The organism is Nonomuraea sp. ATR24, from assembly GCF_041950485.1.
Taxonomy (GTDB): Bacteria; Actinomycetota; Actinomycetes; order Streptosporangiales; family Streptosporangiaceae; genus Nonomuraea; species Nonomuraea ceibae.
In genome coordinates, this window is sequence record NZ_JBGNUU010000007.1 from 66492 (window position 1) to 84111 (window position 17620).

Consider the following 17620-nt stretch of genomic DNA (forward strand, 5'->3'; position numbering starts at 1 on the left):
CGGTTCATTTCCGCGGGCGTTCGCTCGGGATCGATAATGGGCCGATGGCCTGGATCGGTGGATTGTCCGGTCGGCGGGGCGACGGTGTGATCGCGGCGGTCACCACCGCGGCCACCCTCGGCCCGCTGCTGGTGTCCGGCCCGAAGGCGTGGTGGATCGTCGCCCTGGGCGTGGTCGCCTCCGCGCCCGTCTACTGGCGCAGGCGCGCACCCATGACGGTGGCGCTGCTGGTCGGCGCCGCGATGAGCGCCATGGTCTTCTGGGAGAAGCCGTTCCTGCCGTTCGGCCCGCTGGTCGCCGTCCACACCATCGCCGACCGCAGCCCCGCGCGGCAGCGGCTGGCCGCGATCCCCGCGATCGCCGCCATCGTCGGGGTGTCCCTGGCGCTGCCGGGAGAGGACAGCGAGACGTTCCGCCTGGTCGGCATCGCTTTCGTGGCCGCGTACGCGCTCGGCACCAGCGCGCGGGCGAGCCGGTCACGTACCGCGGAACTGGCCGAACGGGCACGCCGCCTCGAACAGGAGCACGCCGCTGCGGTCGCTGAGGAGCGGGCGCGGATCGCCCGGGACATGCACGACATCATCACGCACGCCGTCGGGCTGATGGTCGTGCAGGCCGAGGCCGGGCCCGTGGTCGTCCGGAGCGACGCGCCCAGGGCCGAGGCCGTCTTCGACGCGATCGCCGACACCGGCAGGGGGGCGCTCACCGAGCTGCGCGGCCTGCTCGCAGCCCTGCGCACCTCGGCCGTCCCGGCGGGGGAGGACCTCGGGCCGGCGCAGCCGCGCCTGGACGGGCTCGCCTCGCTGGCCGGGCGGAGCGGCCTGGACGTGGACATCGCCGTGGAGGGCGAGCGGCGGCCGGTGCCCGCCGGCCTCGAAGCCGCCGTCTACCGGATCGTCCAGGAATCCCTCACCAACGTGCGCAAGCACGCCGGGGTGGACGCCGTACGGCTGCGACTGCGATGGACCGCGCAGGAGCTGGTCGTCGAGCTCGCCGACAAGGGCGGCGGCCCGGCCCGAGGCGGCAGCGGCTACGGCCTGATCGGCATGCGGGAACGCGCGGCGTCCTGTGGCGGGACCCTCACCGCCGGGCCGGGACCGGCCGGCGGATACGTGGTCAGGGCCGTCTTTCCGCTTGAATAGCGCACATGCTGCGCGTGCTCATCGCCGACGACCAGGATCTCTTCCGGGCCGGGTTCGGCCTGATCCTCGGCGCTCAACCGGACATGCTGGTGGTGGGGGAGGCGGCGGACGGCGACGAGGCGATCGCGCTGGCCGGGCGGCTGCGTCCGGACGTCGTCCTGATGGACGTGCGGATGCCGGGCAGGAACGGCATCGAGGCCACCCGTGAGATCTGCGCGACCACCTCCGCGAAGGTGCTGGTGCTGACGATGTTCGACCTGGACGAGTACGTGTACGACGCCGTACGCGCGGGCGCGAGCGGCTTCCTGCTCAAGGACATCCGCCGCGACGAGCTGGCGCACGCGGTGCGCACCGTCGCCGCCGGTGAGGCGCTGCTGGCTCCCGCCGCCACCCGCAGGCTGCTGGAGAGCCTGGTCAGACGGCCGGCCCACGACCCGATGCCGCGCCTGGCGGGACGGCTGGAGGCGCTCACCGAGCGGGAACGCGAAACGCTCAGGCTGGTCGCCCGCGGCCTGTCGAACGCCGAGGTCGCCGCCACGCTCGTGGTCACCGAGCACACGGTCAAGACGCACGTCAGCCGCATCCTGACGAAGCTGGGCCTGCGGGACCGGGTGCAGGCGGCGGTGTTCGCCTACGAATGCGGCCTGGTGGTCGCCGGTGAGAGTGACCTCGGGGATCATACTCAGGACTGACGCGCCACCGGGGTCGCCTCCAGCAACATCGTCGCCATGAGACGTGCCCTGATCCCGCTCGTCGCGGCTCTGGCCTCGGCTGTCCTGCTGCACTTCGGCACCGGCCTGCACCCCGTGGCCTGGCTGACCTGGCTCGCTCCCTTGCCCGTGCTGGTCGCCGCTCCCCGGGTGGGGGCCGGGCTCGCGTTCGCCTCGGGCGCTCTGGCCTGGCTGGGCGGGCAGCTGCAGCTGTGGCCGTACTTCGCCGGGACGCTCGAGATGCCCGCCCTGGTGGCGGCCGGCCTCTTCGGCGGGCCGGCGCTGCTGTACGGCCTCGGCGTGCTGCTGCACCGCTCGCTGCTGGCGCGGCGGCGGCCGTTGACGGCCGCGCTCGCCGTGCCGGCGCTGTGGGTCGGCGTCGAATACCTGATGGCGCGGGCCGGTCCGCACGGCGCCTGGTGGAGCCTGGCCTACACCCAGGCCGACGTGCTGCCCGTCCTGCAGACGGCGGCCGTCACGGGAGTGTGGGGGATCACCTTCCTGCTTCTGTTCGCGCCCGCCGCCGTGGCCGCGCTGCTCGCGCCCGGCGCGACGCACCGGCTCCACGTCGCGGTGACCGCGGGCGCGCTGGCGGCGCTGGTGGCGGCGTACGGCTTCACCCGGCTCGGCGCCGGCCAGGACGGCGAGGGGCACCGTACGGTCGCGCTGATCTCCACCGACCACCCGCGCGACACCGAGGAGCTGGACTCCCCGCAGGGGCGCGACCTGCTCCGGCGCTACGGCCAGGCCGTCGACGCGGCCGCCGCCCGCGGGGCCGAGATCGTGGTGCTGCCGGAGAAGACGTTCAAGGCCGACACCCCTCGGCTGCCGCCGGCCGGGCCGGGGGTCGAGGTCGTCACCGGCGTCGCGCTCGGCGCCGGCGCGACGCGGACGAACACCGCGCTGGCCACCCCGACCGGCGTCCGCTACGACAAACACCACCTGATACCCGGGCTGGAGTCGGAGTTCACCCCTGGACGGGCGCTGGCCTTCCTCGACCGGACCACCCTGGGGCTGATCATCTGCAAGGACCTGGACTTCCCGTGGCTGGTGCGGCAGTACCGTCAGGCCGGCGCCACCGCACTGCTCGCGCCCGCCTGGGACTTCGACGACGACGCCTGGCTGCACAGCCGGATGGCGATGGTCCGCGGCGTGGAGAGCGGGCTGTCGGTGGCTCGCGCGGCCCGCCAGGGGTTCCTCACGGTGAGCGACACCCGTGGGCGGGTGCTGGCCGAGGGCCGCAGCGGCGAGCCCGGGGTTAACACGGCGAACACGGCGAACACGGTCAACACGGTGTACGCGGCGCTGCCGCGGCAGGGCGCCTCCACCGTCTACACCAGCCTGGGCGACTGGGCCGCCTGGTCCTCGATCGCGCTGCTGATCGTCGCGCTCGCCAGGCTCCGCACCCGCCAGGTCGGACCGGGCTTACCTGGTCAGAAGCAGTGAGCCGGCGTCACGGGTGCCCGTCCATGCCCCGCGGGGTAGTGGCGTCGGTCGGGTCAGGCGTCGCTGGGGCCCGGTCGCCAGCCGACGCGCTGGGCCCACGTGTCGGCGCGGCGCACGATGTCCCAGACGAAAGGCTCCTTGGCGGAGACATACCGTTGCCGGTCATCACGGAACTGCCGCGCGCACCGCCGCTTCACCTCGGCGAACTCGGCCGCGGCGTCAGGATGGGCGCGCAGGTAGTCGCGGAACAGCAGGGGCAGCTGCTGGGAGAAGCTGCCGAGCTCGCGTACGTGAACGTGGGTGCGGCGGCTGCCCGGGGCCTCGCGGAAGTAGCGCTTGGTCAGCTCGGGGTTGTCCGCCCGATGCGTCAGGCCGAGCCGTCGCCGAGTGCCCCGCGCAACGCCTTCCCGATCGCGGCGAACTCCGCCTGCAGGCCGAGTCATGGTCCACGACCTCGATCGAATTGCCCATGCCCTGATTGTCCCTGCTGGGCGCAGCAGGGCTTACGGCAGTCCTATTATGTAAACGCATCCGTATGCGTATACGAATTGGGGTGGCCGGGATGCTGAAGGTTCTGGGCAAGATCGGGTTACTCGTCCCCGCGTTCGCGGTCGGCACCGCCTGGCTGGTCGTGCTGCGGACGAAGGACGTGCCGGTGCCGCTGCTGGTGGTCTATGGACTGCTGCTGGCCGGGGCGGTGGCCGGGCTGTTGTGGCCCGGCGTGTTCGGCCGGCCGGCCACACGGCGCCGGGTGCGGGCGTACCTCGGGGTCCTGGCCGGTCTGGGCACCCTCGGGCTCTACCTCGCGGTCGTCTACTACGTCACGGACCTGCCGGTGCTGCTCGCCCTGGCCGCCGTCACCTGCCTGGCATGGGCGGCGGTCGCCTTCCTGCGCGGGCGCCGGGCAGCGGGCGGCCGGGAGGCGCGGAGCACCAGGCGCGCCTTCCTGTCAGGCGGCGCCGGACTGGCGCTGGGAGCGCTGGGCGTACTGTCCGTCGATCGGGTGGAACGGCAGCGACGCGAGGTGCTGGCGCGGGGCGAGCAGGAGCGGCGGGCGGCCGTGCGCGCCCCGGGCGGGCGGCGGCGGATCGACGACGGCGCCGTACGGGTGTTCCCGATTCACACCGGCGACACCATCGTCACGTACGGCCAATTCTACGGCGGCCTGGACGGCTGGGAAGGGCTGAACGGCTACCTGCGCACCCTGGTGGACAAGGCGCAGATCGCGGTGCCGGTGTTCGCCTACCTCATCGACCACCCTCGGCACGGCCTCCTGCTGGTCGACAGCGGCGTCAACTGGGAACAGGCCCACGATCACGACGGGTACTACAACCACAACCAGATGGTCTCGCGCCTGCTGACCCAGCGCGACGAGTACAGGCTGACCCCCGATCAGGACCTGCGGGTACGCCTGGCCCGGCTCGGCTACGACGCCAGGGAGATCACCACCGTGTTCCTCACTCACGTCCACGACGACCACGCCGGCGGGCTGCGCGGCCTGCCCCAGGCGACGGTGGTGCTGGACCGCCGCGACTGGGAGCACGGCACGGTCTACCCGTACTCCTTCGACCTGGTCAAGGACAACCTGTCCTTCCCCGCCTTCGACTCCGGCGCCTTCGGCCCGTTCCCCGCCGCCCAGGACCACTTCGGCGACGGCAGCCTCGTCCTGCTCCCCACCCCCGGCCACTCGCCGGGCCACATGTGCGTGCTGCTGCGCCTGGACTCCGGCAGCGTGCTGTTCATGGGCGACACGCTCTACACCCTGCCCCACCTGGCCACGGACCAGGTCCGCCAGATGACCATCGGCGGCGCCGACACGACCCGCCAGCTCGATGCCGCCCGGCGCATCCAGAGCCTGCTGGCCGCCGATCCCGCCACCGTGCCGTTGTTCGCCCACGACAACACCCGCTACCAGTCCGGCCTGGTCGCCTCCGCGTTCGCCCACGGGACGCCCGGTGAGGAAGGGGTACGGGAGCTGCGCCGATACATGGACACCGTCCTCACTCCCGGCTGGCGGCTGCAGCCCGGGCACACCCCCCACTTCGTGCCGCCCCCGTCCGGCGCCGACCTGGGGCGAGTGGAGTTCCGATGACCTCCACGCGGACGACGCCGACCTCGACACCGTGATCGACATGATCGTCGGGGCGGCCATGTACCGCATGCTCATCGACCCGGCCACACCGGCACCCGCCAGTACCTGCGGGCCGTCCTCCGCCAAGCCGACCGGCTGCTGCGGCGCCCCGACGCGCCCCCTCTTCGGCAGGAACGCCTCGGGGCCCCACCGGAACGAGTCGCGCGGGCGAAGGCGTGCAGGCGGGGGCAGGTCCACCTGACTTAGCAAGGGTCAGGCAGGGGAGGGCGCCACGCCGGCCAGGAGCTTCGCGGTGTCTTCCGGCGACTCCACCGGGAAGTGGTGGCTGCCCAGGTCGACGAGCACGATGTCGAGCCGGTCACCGTAGCGGTCGATCGCATCCTGCGTGATGAGGTCGCGGATCGCGAACACGGTGATCGGCTGCTCCGTCTCGCGCAGCGCCGCGTCCATGTCCCAGCGCACCAGGCCCTCGATGGAACGCAGCCCGGCGGGCTGGCGCACGGCTGCCATCTTCTCGAAGTACGCATCCTTGAGAGCCGGGTCGGTCCCGATCGGCGAGCCTCCCTCCACCAGGCCCCGTACGCCCGCGGCGAAGTCCTCCCTGAACACGCGCAGCATCGCCTCGGCCTGCTGCTCGCTCATCGCCGGGAACAGGGACAGATAGTGCAAGGCGTCGAGCGCGACCACGTGCGAGACCCTGCCGGGCAGCAGCCGGCCCGCCTCGACGGCGACCGCCCCGCCGAGGGAGTGCCCGGCCACGACCACCCTGTCCACCGACTCAGCCTCCAGCACCGCGGCCACGTCGCGGGCGAACTCTTCGATCGTCCAGACCTCGCGCGCCGACCGCGACTCGCCGTGCTCGGCGAGGTCGATCGCCAGCACGCGGTGGTCGTCGGGCAGATGGTCGATCACCGCGTCGAAGTCGCGGCGGTCGCACGCCCAGCCATGAATGAGAGCCAGGGCCGGTCCTCCCGCCGGACCGCTGGCCGTGTAGCGGATCGTCGTGCCACCGGGCCGCCGGACCTCCCGGTCCTGCCTGATCTTGTGCGTAGTTGTCATGCTTCGTCCTCATTTCTCGAAATTGGCAGGGATGTCTTCGTCGGGGCCTCAGTCGCAGGGGACCGGGGCCATGCGGGACTGGAGCCGTAGCTGGTTCAGGCGCAGGAGGAAGGCGGAGAAGGTGATCAGCGCGATCGCCAGCGCGTAGATCACGGTGGCGGACCTCAGTCCCAGGGCGGTGACGGCGATGCCGCCGAGCACGGCGGGCACGCTGTTGCCCAGATAGTTGATGATGTTCGCCAGCGCGAAGACCGCGCCGCGCTCGTGTGGCCTGGCGATCCTGGCGAAGGTGCCGAACGTGGCCAGCACCGACCCGCCGAAGCCGATGCCCGCGACGACGGTGCCGGCCGCGGCGAGCCAGACGAGATCGCCCGCGACCCCGGCGAGCGAGATCAACGTGCCGAGCCCGAGCAGCGCCGCGGCGGGAGCCAGCAGCGAGGACGCCGGGCGGGAGCGGAGCAGGGCGACCGCGAGCGCCGCGGTGCCAGCCAGCAACGTCACGACGACACCGCCGATGAGATGGCTGCGCAGCCCCAGCAGCTCCGCGGCGACCGACGGGCCGAGGGACAGATACATGCCGGCCAGCGCCCAGGTGGCGATCATCGCCGGCACCAGCGGGACGATGTCGGCGCGCAGGTGTGCGGGCATCGCCACCCGGGGGCGAAGGGAGGCCAGCGCTCCCGGCCTGCGCAGCGACGTCTCCGGCAGCAGGGCGACGACCACCCCCGCCAGAACCATGCCTCCGAGCAGCAGCGCATAGATCAACCGGGTCGGCGCCGGACCGAACTCCACCAGCACACCACTGCCGACCGCGCCCAGAGCCAGCCCGGTCAACGGCGCCACCGACGTGACCACGCCCGCCCGGCCGCGAGCCGACTCCGGTTCGAGATCGACCAGAGTGGCGCTCAGCGCGGTCGTCGCCGCCCCGGTCGCGACACCCTGCAGCACCCGGGCGACGGACAGCACCCACACGTCTCCCGCGACCAGGAACAACACCAGCGCGACCGCCTCCAGCCCGATCGCCGCGGCGAGCACCGGCCGGCGACCGAGATGATCCGACAGCGCTCCCACGACCAGCAACGAGGCCAGCAGGCCGAACACGTAGAGAGCGAAGACCACGGTCAGCACCCACGCCGTGAACCGCCACTGCTGCTGGTAGATCACGTAGATCGGTGACGGCGCACTGGAAGCGGCCAGGAACAGCACCAGGACGGCGGCCACGGACGAGAAGGCGCCCCGCCACGGCTGGCGATGCGGACCGACGACAGGAGGGGCGGTGCCAGAGGACGCGGTATCGCAGGAATCAACAGACACTGGGACCTCGCAGTGATCGTTGCGTTAGTGGCTGGAAACGTACCACAAACGCAGTGATTACTGCGAATTAAAAGCAGTGATCGATGCAATAATGGAGACATGCCAGCTCAGAGCTCTCCACCGCGCACCGACAGCCGGCCCGGAGGTCGCTCAGCCCGGGTCCGGGCGGCCGTCCACCAGGCGGTCAAGGAACTGCTCGCCGACGAGGCCGGCGACGCGCTGACGATCCCGGTCATCGCCGCGCGCGCGGGGGTGCACGCCACAACCGTCTATCGCCGCTGGGGCTCCGTCGGCGAGCTGCTCGCCGACGTGGCGACCAGCCGCTTCTCCGGCGATGTCGTGGTCCCCGACACCGGCAGCCTCCGCGAGGACCTGGAACGCTATGCGTACGACCTCGCCAGGGACCTCAGCGACCCGGACACTCTCGCGCTCGTACGCGCCATCGTCGGCACGGGAGGGGAAGGCGCCGGCGTGTGCCGCATGGAGCGGCAGCGACAGCTCGAAGCCATCATCGAACGGGAGCAGGCGCGGGGTAACGAGGTTCCGACCATCGAACGCGCCATAGAGACCCTGCTCGCCCCCCTCTACTACCGGGCCGTCTTCACCGACCAGCCCCTTTCGCCCGAATGGGCGCGTTCGCTCGTGTCGCACCTGCTACCGAAATAGCCTGACGCCGCGCCGCCGAGAACCTCGTCCATGCAGCCCTCCCGTCAAACGGGCAGAGGTGGCCACAGGCGTGAAGCTCTGGGGGCGGGGCGCGGCGTACGACGTCGGCTCCGAGCAGGCAGCAGGAGCCGGCGGCCTGCGGGCGCTCCGGAAGCTGTGCCCGCCGGCCGAGACCAACCGGCGGATCGGCACGAGCGGGAGGTCAGCGGCGGCTCTTCCCGCACCCCTTCGGCGGGGACGCGGGCGGTCCGGTCCAGCCCGATTCGGGGCCGCGAGCCTGGTAACCCATGACCTCTCCCTTGGTCGCTCCCAGGGCGGTGCGGGTCGCGTGGGAGACGCGCGCCAGCGTCACCCCCGTCGCCGGGTCGAGGATGTGCCTGTCGTAGACCGGGAGTTCCTTGCGCGGCTTGTCGGAGTACACCAGGGAGCCTCCCGCACCGCCGAAGTCCACGGACATGCCCCTTCTGCCCAGCGGGTCCGTCACCGTGCCCACGACCTTGGTGGTCGGCAGGCCGGCCAGAACGCGGATGATCGCGGCGCGCTGGGCGGGGCTGAGCGGCATGCTCAGGAGGTTCGCGGTGATCGGCAGGAACTCCTCGAACGGCTGCGTGAAGCCGCGGCCGTTCCAGATCTCGTGATAGGCGCGAAACCGCTTCACGAGCTGGGCCGGATCGGTGGGGATCGCGGCCAGGTCCGCCATGGTGAACTCGCTGACCGAGGTGTCGGGATAGGTTCCCGCGGGATTCAGGCTCAGGCTGTACGTGCAGTCCTTCGGCTCGTCGGCGACCGGAATCGGCTCGCACGGCCCGCTGGTCTCGCAGTGCCCCTTGACCTGGGCGGGAGCGCCCGCCGCCCGCCAGGCGCGCTCGTCCGCGGCCGTGGCCGGGCGGGCGCTGTCCTGCCGCCAGACCTGCGTGAGCACCGGATCGGCGGGATCGCGCGGCTGCCAGGTCTCGCGGCGGCCGGTCACGATGAGCCTGTAGCCGCGGACGGACAGGCTGTTGCCGTCGATTCGCACGTCCCGCCAGTAGGCGCCGCCGGCTGCGGGCAGCTTCTCGATCCTGTCGGCCAGGTCGTACAGTTCCTGGTTGGTCCTCGGCGGAGTGAGCACGGCTGGGGTCGGCGCCAGGTTCGTCACCACCGCGAGGACCAGGGCCACGATCGCGGCCGTGGACAGCGGCGCCCACAGGACCACCAGGCGGGACCGCGGGGGACGGCCCGGGCGTGCGAGTGCTGGTGGCGCCTCGGCGGTGGCCCTGAGCAGCAGGTCGTCAGCGGAGACGCGTGATCCGCGGTCCAGCGAGGCCGGGCGGGCCAGGGCGAGCAGGTCCATCGCGTCGGGCTTGCGGCTCATCGCAGGTTCCTTCCTGGAACGGTCACGGGCTTGCGGGGTGTGGTGGTGCCGGTGGCTTCGACCGCCGCCTGGAGCCGGCGGCGCGCCCGGTGCAGGCGGACGAAGAAGGCGGCCTTGGTGCAGCCGAGCACCGTGGCCGCTTCCGTGGTGGACAGGCCGTGCCAGGTGGTCAGGGTCAGGATCTCCTTGTCGGCCTCGGACAAGCCGGCCAGGGCGCGGAGTACGGCGACGCGTTCGGTGGCGTGGTCGCCCACGTCGGTGACCGCCTCGTCGGTCCACCTGCGCAGTTCGGCTTCCAGGGATTCGCGCCGTGCGGCCTGCCGGTAGTTGTCACGCAGGATGTTGCGAGCGACGCGGAGCAGCCAGGGCAGCGGCGCCTGTTCGGGGATGCTGTCCAGACGCCGCCAGGCCACCAGGAAGGTCTCGCTGACCACTTCCTCCGCGAGTTGGTGCCCGGCGCGACTCGCCGCATAGCCGTACACCCGCGCTTGGTAGGTGTTGTAGAGCGCGGTGAAGCGCTCAGGTGGGTTTGGCAAGCCGGGTTCCTTCGGTCAGGGACGAACGTTCACAGAGCAAGTGGTCCGAAGGAAGGCTTTCTTACATCCCGATTCGGGCACGCCCCAGGGTGTCCGCACCTGGGCCACGCCCTCGCTGCCGCGAGCCCGGACCGCCGGCAGCATCCGAGCCGGCGGGGTGTCGCATGGCAGCAGCCCGGCCGCCCCCGCCCGCCGCCTCCTCGGCGGTCGCCGCCTCTCCTGCGACCTCCAGGCCGCTCGCGGTCCGGAGGAGCGCCGGCCCGAGCCGCTCGTCGCCGACCACCACCACCTTGATCGTCTCCCGGTACGCCGGCAGGCGGCCCGGAATCGGCGCGGGGGCCCCTCGAACGAGGGACTCTGCCCCTTGCCTACCGGATGCCCCTTCTCGTTTCTTGGTGCGCGTGCTACGTTGAATAAACGTTTACTCAATGAGGTGGGGCAGTGTCCAGGACGCGAAGTGAGCAGGCGGCATGGCGCCGGGAGCGGCTGCTGGACGCGGCCTTGCGCGTGTTCGCCGACAAGGGCGTGGACGGGGCCACGGTCAAGGACGTGGCCCAGGCCGCCGAGGTGACGCCGGGGCTGCTGTATCGCTACTTCGACAGCAAGGAGGCGATGGTGGAGACGCTCCTGTCGGAGCGGGGCTTCCTGCCGCGCCTGCGGGAGTTGCGGGCCGAGCAGGAGAATGACCCGCGGCCGGCCGTCGTGGTGCTGGCCGAGACGCTGGCGGCGTTCGACCGGCTGCTGGCCGACAACGCCGAGCTGATGGCGGTGTTCTTCAGCTCCGCCCAGGCCCGCGTGCCGCTGGCGGCGCTGGTGGGCGAGGGCCAGCGGCTCATCGGCGACTTCCTGCTCGAACGCGTCGAGGCCGGCGAGCTGCGCCCGCACGACACGGCCACGGCCGCCAGGACCCTGTTCGCCGCCGTCGCCGTCAACCGGCGGCTGGGCACCCCCATCGACGTCGCGGCCCTGGTCGGGCTGCTTTTTCCGGAAGAAGGATGAGATGCGCGCACAGTGCTGCGTCGTCGGGGGCGGCCCCGCGGGCATGATGGCCGGGCTGCTGCTGGCCCGTCAGGGCGTGGAGGTGATCGTGCTGGAGAAGCACGCGGACTTCCTGCGCGACTTCCGCGGCGACACCGTCCACCCCTCCACCCTGCAACTGATCGCCGAGCTGGGCTGGATCGAGGAGTTCCTGGACCTCCCGCACACCAGGATGCCGCAGGTCACGGTCAACCTGGGCGGCCGGGACGTCACCTTCGCCGACTTCAGCCGGCTGAACGTGCGCTGCCCCTACATCGCGTTCATGCCGCAGTGGGACGTGCTGGACTTCCTGGCCGGAAAGGCCACGGCCTACCCCTCCTTCCGCCTCCTGCGCCGCGCCCGGGCCACGGGACTGCTCACCGAGCGGGGGAGGGTGACCGGCGTCCTGGCCGACACCGCCGACGGTCCCGTGGAGGTGCGGGCCGACCTGGTGATCGGGGCCGACGGCCGCCATTCCACCGTACGGGCCGCCGCCGGCCTCACCCCGGTCAGCGCCTCGCCGCCCATGGACGTGCTCTGGTTCCGCCTGCCCCGCCACCCGCGGGACGACGTGCCGTTCTTCCAGGGCGGCAAGGGGGCGCTGATCTCCATCGACCGTGGCGACTACTGGCAGCTCGCCTACGCGATCCCGGCCGGCGCCTTCGACGAGCTCAGGGCCGCCGGGCTGCCGGCGTTCCGTGGCCGGGTGGCGCACCTGGCCCCCGCCCTGCGCGAGCGCGTGGAGGAGATCCACGACTGGGAGGCGGTGCACCATCTGAGCGTCCGGGTGGACCGGCTGTCGCGCTGGCACCGGCCAGGAGTGCTGTGCATCGGGGACGCCGCCCACGCCATGTCGCCTGCGGGCGGCGTGGGCATCAACCTGGCCGTGCAGGACGCGGTGGCCACCGCCAACCTGCTCGGCCCGCTTCTCGCCCGGGGCGGCGCGCCACAGGACGCCGACCTGGCCCGGGTGCAGGCGCGCAGAGCGCGCGCCGCGCGGATCACCCAGGCCTTCCAGCTCGGCATCCTGCGCGACCTCTACCCCAAGGACCTGGGCGACGACACGACCCGGCACGTGCCGCCGGTCCTCACGGCGTTCCGGACGCTGCCGCCGCTGCGCCACCTCCTGGGGCGTTTCATCGGCCTGGGCGTCCGCCCGGAGCACCTCGCCGCATGACGCGTCAGGGGCGTTCGAGCTCGAAGGTCACGTCGGCCAGCCGCACCGCGCGCACCTGCGGATCCTCGATGATCTTCCTGAGCTGCTTGACGGTCACCAGCTGGTCGACGTAGCCGTACGCGAGCCCTTCGCCCGATGCCTTGCGCAGCCGCGCCAGGGTCAGGTCGAACCGGCGCAGATTGGGCTCGTCGTGCTGCCTCAGCGTCTTCACCCAGGATCGGAAGGCCGCCAGGTCCTCCGGGGGAAGATCACTGCACCTGGTCACCTGGCTCTCCGGGGCGACGCCCAGGAACGTGGTCATGTCGCTGCCCCAGGTGATGGGCGCCGCCCCTGGACGGGCCTCGTACACCACCTTCTCCGGGCACGCGCCGTACTGCCGGGCGAAGCCGACCAGCGAGTCGGCCGTGAGCGGCCGCTCGAACTCCACCACGGCGAGAGCGTTCATGTCCTGCGGCAACCTCGCCAGAACCTGCCGGATGTCCGGCTTGCGCTGGAGCTGGGTGCCCATGTTGAACAGCGCCTGGGTCAGCGTGGTGTTCGCCAGCTGCGCCCACGGCAGTTCCTCGACCCCGCCGAACAGGTTCTGCCGTACGGTGAAATCCGGCCGGCTCTGCAGGCCGAACCCGCCGTGCGCGCGCATCGGCGCGGCGGTCACCGTGAAGGACATCGACAGCGGCTCCGTCCGGCAGCACGTCCAGGACGTGACCGTGTAGGCGGGCTTGGCGATCTGCAGCGCGGTGCCGAGGACGTGGACCATCCGCCCCTCCCGGTCGCCGCGCGTCTGGATCAGCGCCGAACCGAGGGTCGCCACCAGCGCGAGCGCCGTGAGGACGCCCAGCACGAGCACGGCGGTCCTGCGGATGCCGCGGCGTATCGCGCGCCGGGTCGCCTTGGGGTCGAACTCGGGGATCAGCAGGGGTTCGGGCTGCTCGGTCATGCGTCGTCTCCGTAGCTGTCGGCGAAGGCGGCGCGGGCCCGCCAGATCGCGGTCTTCACCGCCGATGTGCTCTTCCCGGTCATCGCGGCCACCTCCACGAGCGAGAACCCTTCGATGTAGACCAGCAGGAGCAGCCTCCGGTGCTGCTCGGGCACCCGGTCCAGGGCCTCGCGGACGTCGACGGCGGCGACGTCGAGCGCGGGCACCGCCAGCTCGCCGGGATCGGGCAACGGCAGCTCCAGGCGGCGGCGCCGGGCGTGATCGATGAGTACGTTGCGCGCGATGGCGAGCAGCCACGCGCCGGGGTTCTCACCACGCCAGCCGAACAACGCCCTGGTGGCCTTGATGAACGTCTCCTGGGCGAGGTCCTCGGCCAGATGGGGGTCTCGGGTGCGCCGCTGGAGGAATCCGCACACGAGCGGCCAGTACTCGCGGTACAGCTCCTCGATGATGGGGGCCTCCGGGCTTGAACGACAGTCACGTCATTGAGGACGAGCCGATACGCCCGATGGTCACAGACCATTTCCCGGCAGCGGAGCCGCCGTGGTGGACAGCGCGTACGTGACGCCCGTGAGCCGTTCGGAGAGCTGCCAGAGGCGGGCGGCCGTGGCGGTGTCGCGGACGGCGCGTTCGCGGGTCCGGCGGGTGGGCTCGCCGCGCAGTTGCAGCACGCCGTCGGGGACGACGTAGCTGCCGCCCGGCAGATCCGGCTCGGTCGCCGCGTACAGGGAGGTCTTCGCGCCTTCCGGGGTGGGACGGAAGGCCGCGCGCACCAGCAGCCGCGTGAGGGTCGCGTACAGCCGTCCCCTGCCGCTGTTGGCGCCGCCGGTGAGCACGTTCGTCCGGGTGAGGCCGGGGGCGACGGCCATGCTGCGGAGCTGGCGCCCGGCGGCGTCGGCACGGCGTTGCAGCTCGACGGCGAAGTACAGGTTGGCCCGCTTGGACTGCACGTAGGCGAACGCCGTGCGGTAGCGGCGTTCGGCGTTGAGGTTGTCCAGGTCGAAGCGGGCGAAACGCTGGCCTTCGCTGCTGACGGTGACCACCCGCGGGTCGGGCGCGGCGAGCAGGTGCGGCAGGAGCAGGCCGGTCAGGGCGAAGGCGCCCAGGTGGTTGACGCCGAACTGCGATTCGAACCCGTCGGCGGTCCTGGCGTACGGCACCATCGCCACCCCGGCGTTGTTGACGAGCAGGTCCAGGCGGCCGAGGTCCCAGCCGTCGGCGAACTCCCGGATGGCGGCCAGGCTGCCCAGGTCCAGCCGCCGCAGCTCCAGGTGGGCGCTGCCCGTCTCGTCCCGCATGCGGGCGAGGGCGGCCCGGCCGCGTCCGGGGTCACGGCAGGCCAGGACGACGTGCGCGCCCCGGCGGGCCAGCTCGCGGGCGGTGACGTAGCCGATGCCGCTGTTGGCGCCGGTCACCACCGCGACGCGTCCGCTCTGGTCGGGGATGGCGTGGAAGGTCCAAGGGGGAGGGTTGCGCATGGTGTGTCACCTCAGGGTACGCAGGCGAATGTATCGCAACTCAAAGTTGCGATAGAGTCATCCTGTCATCCATCCTGCGAATATCGCAACTTGGAGTTGCAATGCAGTCTGATCACCCCCCGGCCCGGCCGGTCGGCCGCGGTGTCAAGGTGCGCGCCGCCGTGCACGCCGCCACGCTCGCCGAGCTCGTGGACAAGGGCTACGCCGCGCTCAGCGTCGAGAACGTCGCCCAGCGCGCCGGGGTCCACAAGACGACGGTTTACCGGCGCTGGAAGGATCGCGAGAGCCTGCTCACCGACGCCCTGGCCGAGCACATGGCGACGGACGTCCCCGTTCCCGACACCGGCGCGATCGAGACCGACCTGCGGGCGCTGGCGCGCTCGATCGTCCAGACCTTCACCAGCCCCACCGGGCAGGCCATCCTCGCCGCCATGTTCACCGGAGCGGCCCACCTCCCGGAGATCGCGGCAGCGCGGCGCCACGTCTTCGACGACCGCCTCGCCCGCGCCGAACCCGTGGTCACCCGCGCCGTCGAGCGCCGCGAGCTCCCCGCCGGCACCGATCCGGCCGAGCTGCTGAAGACCCTGGCCGCGCCGATCTACCTGCGCCTGCTCATCACCGCCGACCCGGTCGACGAGACGACCGCCGACCGGGCGGTGGAGGTGACCCTGGCCGCCGCCCACGCCGGCGCCCTGCGGACGGGTAGCGGCCGCGCTATTCGCCCAGCTTCTTCGCGTAGAGGGTGATCAGCGTGGAGGTGGGGACGCGCTTGCCGGCGGCCGGGGTCTGGCGGACGACGACCCAGTTGCGGTCGAGAACCTGGAGGCGGCCCTGGCCGGTGGCGTCCTTGTCGTTGAGGATGTAGAAGCCGGTGGCCTGGAGGTGGTCCTGGGCGGCCTGGAGGTTCATGCCGACGACGTCCGGCAGGCGGACGCGCTGGGCGCTCCTGCGGCTGGGGGCGGTGGATTCCGGCTGGTCAGTGGTTAGGTCACCCGATGGTGGCGGGGTCGTGGTGGTCGTCGCGGTGACGGTGACGGCGGGCGCCGGCGTGGTGGCCGGCGGGGTGGTCGACGGGGCCGCCGGGGAGCAGGCGGCCGCCGTGGCGACGATCAGGAGCGCGGCGGGGGTGAGCGCACGGGCGAGGTGCATGGCTGGAGCCTCCTGGGAGCGGTGGGCCGACCCTTCTGAATCACGAAAAGTAGGCGGGGCGTTACTCTCGGATCAGGGCCGGCCCGGCGGCCGCGCTCAGAGGTTCACCGCGGACGCGGTCTCCTGCAGCTCGGCGGCGTCCATGTGGGCGACCCGGCTGGTGAAGAACCAGGAGTGGCCGAACGGGTCCTCCAGCTCGACCTGCAGATCGCCGTGGAACTGCATCTCCACCGGCCGGATCACACGCGCTCCCGCGGCGATGGCGCGTTCGGCGAACGTCTCGACGTCCGCCACGAAGACCATCAGGTTGACCGGCGTGCCGCCGATCGTCCTCGGGCTGAGGAAGCGGTATTCGGGGTACTCGTCACGCAGCATGAACACCGCGTCGCCGATCCGGAACTCGGCGTGCGCGATCTTGCCGCCCTGGCGGGGGATCTCGATGCGCACGTCCGCGTCGAAGGCCCGCCGGTAGAAGTCGATGGCCGCCTTGGCGTCGTGCACGTTGAGGTAGGGAACGCCGCCCTTGTACTCCTCGGGGATGGGGTTCGTCATGGTGTGCTCCTTCGTCGTGGTCATGACTCCATCCTGGCCACGGCGCCGACCTGCAACAACGACGAGATCCGCAACGACCGTCAACCCCTGGGTTAACGATCCAGTTCGGCCTGGAGGAGGGCGAGGAAGGAACGCACCCGATCGGTCCGGCCGCCGGCCGGCCAGACCGGCCCGTACTCGATCGGCGGCAGACCGGCGATGGGCACGTAGGCGATGTCCGGCCGGGCGTGATAGCGCGTGGCCTGGTTCCCCACCACGGCCATCCCCGCGCCGCCGCTGACCAGCGTGAGCAGTTCCTGCCGCGAGGTCAGCACCCGCTCGCGCCGGACGGGCCTCCCGCCGGGGGTCCGTGCCGGGATGATCGCGTCCAGCAGGTACGCGGGCGCGTCGGCGGGCACGAGCACGGCGTCCCTGGCCAGGTCCTCCACCGTGACGCTGTCACGCCGGGCGAAGGGATGCCTGGCGGAGACGGCCAGCACGCGGGGATCGCGCAGCAGCGCGGGACCGCTCGCCAGGTCGGGCTCCCGTACGGGCAGCTCGGTGATCTGCAGGTCGAGCTCGCCGGTGCGCAGCGCGCCGAACGCGTCCGACAGGTGCACCTCGCGGATGCGCACCTCGCCGCCCGGATGGCGGGCGCGGAACGCCTCGGCGGCGGCCATCAGGGCCTCGCCCACGAGCGGGCTGGAGAAGCCCACCCGCAGCGTCCCGGTGAAGCCGCGCCCGGCGGCGACCGCCTTGGCGATGCCCTCCTGGATGCGCCGGTGCCCGGCCTCCACGTCCTCCCGCAGCGCGCTGCCGACGGGGGTGAGCGCCACCTGGCGGCTGGTCCGCTGGAACAGCGCGACACCGAACCGGCGCTCCAACTGCTTGATCGTCTGGCTCACCCGGGCTGCGCTGACTCCCAGCCGCTCCGCCGTGCGGGTGAAGTGCAGCTCCTCGGCCAGGGTGAGGAAGATCTCGATGTCGCGCCGTTCCATGCCCCGTACGTTAG

At 72.1% G+C, this 17620-nt stretch carries 19 protein-coding genes; 8 read left to right on the plus strand and 11 right to left on the minus strand.

The window, feature by feature from the left end; all coding sequences use genetic code 11:
- The first annotated feature begins 44 nt into the window (after positions 1–44).
- Genes ACBI99_RS19455 through ACBI99_RS19465 form a run of 3 tightly spaced genes read left to right on the plus strand, consistent with a single transcriptional unit; the run spans position 45 to position 3298 of the window.
- On the plus strand, positions 45–1142 hold the full coding sequence (locus ACBI99_RS19455; protein WP_375072971.1) for a sensor histidine kinase: 1098 nt from the start codon (positions 45–47) through the stop codon (positions 1140–1142).
- A 5-nt stretch (positions 1143–1147) separates the two neighbouring features.
- Positions 1148–1834, plus strand: coding sequence for a response regulator transcription factor (locus tag ACBI99_RS19460; RefSeq protein ID WP_219507120.1), 687 nt, complete (start codon positions 1148–1150; stop codon positions 1832–1834).
- Between the two features lie 36 nt (positions 1835–1870).
- A complete protein-coding gene (locus ACBI99_RS19465; protein WP_375072972.1) occupies positions 1871–3298 on the plus strand; it encodes a hypothetical protein in 1428 nt (475 codons plus the stop codon).
- Positions 3299–3351: 53 nt separating this feature from the next.
- Here ACBI99_RS19465 and ACBI99_RS19470 read toward each other — a convergent pair whose 3' ends face one another.
- A complete protein-coding gene (locus ACBI99_RS19470; protein WP_375072973.1) occupies positions 3352–3741 on the minus strand; it encodes a GrpB family protein in 390 nt (129 codons plus the stop codon).
- A 119-nt stretch (positions 3742–3860) separates the two neighbouring features.
- Here ACBI99_RS19470 and ACBI99_RS19475 point away from each other — a divergent pair, with 119 nt between their 5' ends.
- A complete protein-coding gene (locus tag ACBI99_RS19475; protein WP_375072974.1) occupies positions 3861–5390 on the plus strand; it encodes an MBL fold metallo-hydrolase in 1530 nt (509 codons plus the stop codon).
- 252 nt (positions 5391–5642) lie between these two features.
- Here ACBI99_RS19475 and ACBI99_RS19480 read toward each other — a convergent pair whose 3' ends face one another.
- Both ACBI99_RS19480 and ACBI99_RS19485 read right to left on the minus strand, forming a co-directional pair.
- The gene (locus ACBI99_RS19480; RefSeq protein WP_375072975.1) at positions 5643–6449 is read right to left on the minus strand and encodes an alpha/beta fold hydrolase; all 807 of its coding nucleotides are present in this window, start codon (positions 6447–6449) and stop codon (positions 5643–5645) included.
- A 48-nt stretch (positions 6450–6497) separates the two neighbouring features.
- On the minus strand, positions 6498–7670 hold the full coding sequence (locus ACBI99_RS19485; protein WP_375072976.1) for an MFS transporter: 1173 nt from the start codon (positions 7668–7670) through the stop codon (positions 6498–6500).
- Between the two features lie 192 nt (positions 7671–7862).
- Between ACBI99_RS19485 and ACBI99_RS19490 the strand changes: the two genes are divergently transcribed.
- The gene (locus tag ACBI99_RS19490; protein WP_357587750.1) at positions 7863–8429 is read left to right on the plus strand and encodes a TetR/AcrR family transcriptional regulator C-terminal ligand-binding domain-containing protein; all 567 of its coding nucleotides are present in this window, start codon (positions 7863–7865) and stop codon (positions 8427–8429) included.
- 202 nt (positions 8430–8631) lie between these two features.
- Here ACBI99_RS19490 and ACBI99_RS19495 read toward each other — a convergent pair whose 3' ends face one another.
- Both ACBI99_RS19495 and ACBI99_RS19500 read right to left on the minus strand, forming a co-directional pair.
- The gene (locus ACBI99_RS19495; RefSeq protein WP_375072977.1) at positions 8632–9783 is read right to left on the minus strand and encodes a hypothetical protein; all 1152 of its coding nucleotides are present in this window, start codon (positions 9781–9783) and stop codon (positions 8632–8634) included.
- On the minus strand, positions 9780–10319 hold the full coding sequence (locus ACBI99_RS19500; RefSeq protein WP_219507108.1) for an RNA polymerase sigma factor: 540 nt from the start codon (positions 10317–10319) through the stop codon (positions 9780–9782). The genes ACBI99_RS19495 and ACBI99_RS19500 overlap by 4 nt, the downstream gene beginning before the upstream one ends.
- Before the next feature lie 441 nt (positions 10320–10760).
- On the opposite strand from ACBI99_RS19500, the gene ACBI99_RS19505 reads away from it, so the two are divergent.
- Together ACBI99_RS19505 and ACBI99_RS19510 are read left to right on the plus strand one after the other, a co-directional pair.
- Positions 10761–11318, plus strand: coding sequence for a TetR/AcrR family transcriptional regulator (locus ACBI99_RS19505; protein WP_375072978.1), 558 nt, complete (start codon positions 10761–10763; stop codon positions 11316–11318).
- 1 nt (position 11319) lies between these two features.
- Positions 11320–12513 (plus strand): FAD-dependent oxidoreductase, encoded by a 1194-nt coding sequence (locus ACBI99_RS19510; RefSeq protein WP_375072979.1) that lies wholly within the window; start codon positions 11320–11322, stop codon positions 12511–12513.
- Between the two features lie 4 nt (positions 12514–12517).
- Here ACBI99_RS19510 and ACBI99_RS19515 read toward each other — a convergent pair whose 3' ends face one another.
- From ACBI99_RS19515 to ACBI99_RS19525, 3 genes are read right to left on the minus strand one after another with little or no spacing between them, the layout of a single operon-like run.
- Positions 12518–13450 carry a hypothetical protein gene (locus tag ACBI99_RS19515; RefSeq protein ID WP_357587760.1) on the minus strand — a complete coding sequence of 311 codons (933 nt, stop codon included), beginning with the start codon at positions 13448–13450 and terminating at the stop codon, positions 12518–12520.
- Positions 13447–13902, minus strand: coding sequence for an RNA polymerase sigma factor (locus ACBI99_RS19520; protein ID WP_375073143.1), 456 nt, complete (start codon positions 13900–13902; stop codon positions 13447–13449). Before ACBI99_RS19520 ends, ACBI99_RS19515 begins: the two co-directional genes overlap by 4 nt.
- A 60-nt stretch (positions 13903–13962) precedes the next feature.
- The gene (locus ACBI99_RS19525) at positions 13963–14928 is read right to left on the minus strand and encodes an oxidoreductase (protein ID WP_357587762.1); all 966 of its coding nucleotides are present in this window, start codon (positions 14926–14928) and stop codon (positions 13963–13965) included.
- A 101-nt stretch (positions 14929–15029) separates the two neighbouring features.
- On the opposite strand from ACBI99_RS19525, the gene ACBI99_RS19530 reads away from it, so the two are divergent.
- On the plus strand, positions 15030–15674 hold the full coding sequence (locus tag ACBI99_RS19530) for a TetR/AcrR family transcriptional regulator (protein ID WP_375072980.1): 645 nt from the start codon (positions 15030–15032) through the stop codon (positions 15672–15674).
- On the opposite strand, the gene ACBI99_RS19535 is transcribed toward ACBI99_RS19530, so the two are convergent.
- The 3 genes from ACBI99_RS19535 to ACBI99_RS19545 form a co-directional block, all read right to left on the minus strand.
- Positions 15643–16077 carry a PASTA domain-containing protein gene (locus ACBI99_RS19535; RefSeq protein ID WP_375072981.1) on the minus strand — a complete coding sequence of 145 codons (435 nt, stop codon included), beginning with the start codon at positions 16075–16077 and terminating at the stop codon, positions 15643–15645. The two genes, ACBI99_RS19530 and ACBI99_RS19535, sit on opposite strands and share 32 nt — an antisense overlap.
- 96 nt (positions 16078–16173) lie before the next feature.
- Entirely contained in the window at positions 16174–16653 is a 480-nt protein-coding gene (locus ACBI99_RS19540; RefSeq protein ID WP_375072982.1) for a VOC family protein, read from the minus strand.
- 68 nt (positions 16654–16721) lie between these two features.
- The gene (locus ACBI99_RS19545) at positions 16722–17606 is read right to left on the minus strand and encodes a LysR family transcriptional regulator (RefSeq protein WP_375072983.1); all 885 of its coding nucleotides are present in this window, start codon (positions 17604–17606) and stop codon (positions 16722–16724) included.
- Between the last annotated feature and the right edge of the window lie 14 nt (positions 17607–17620).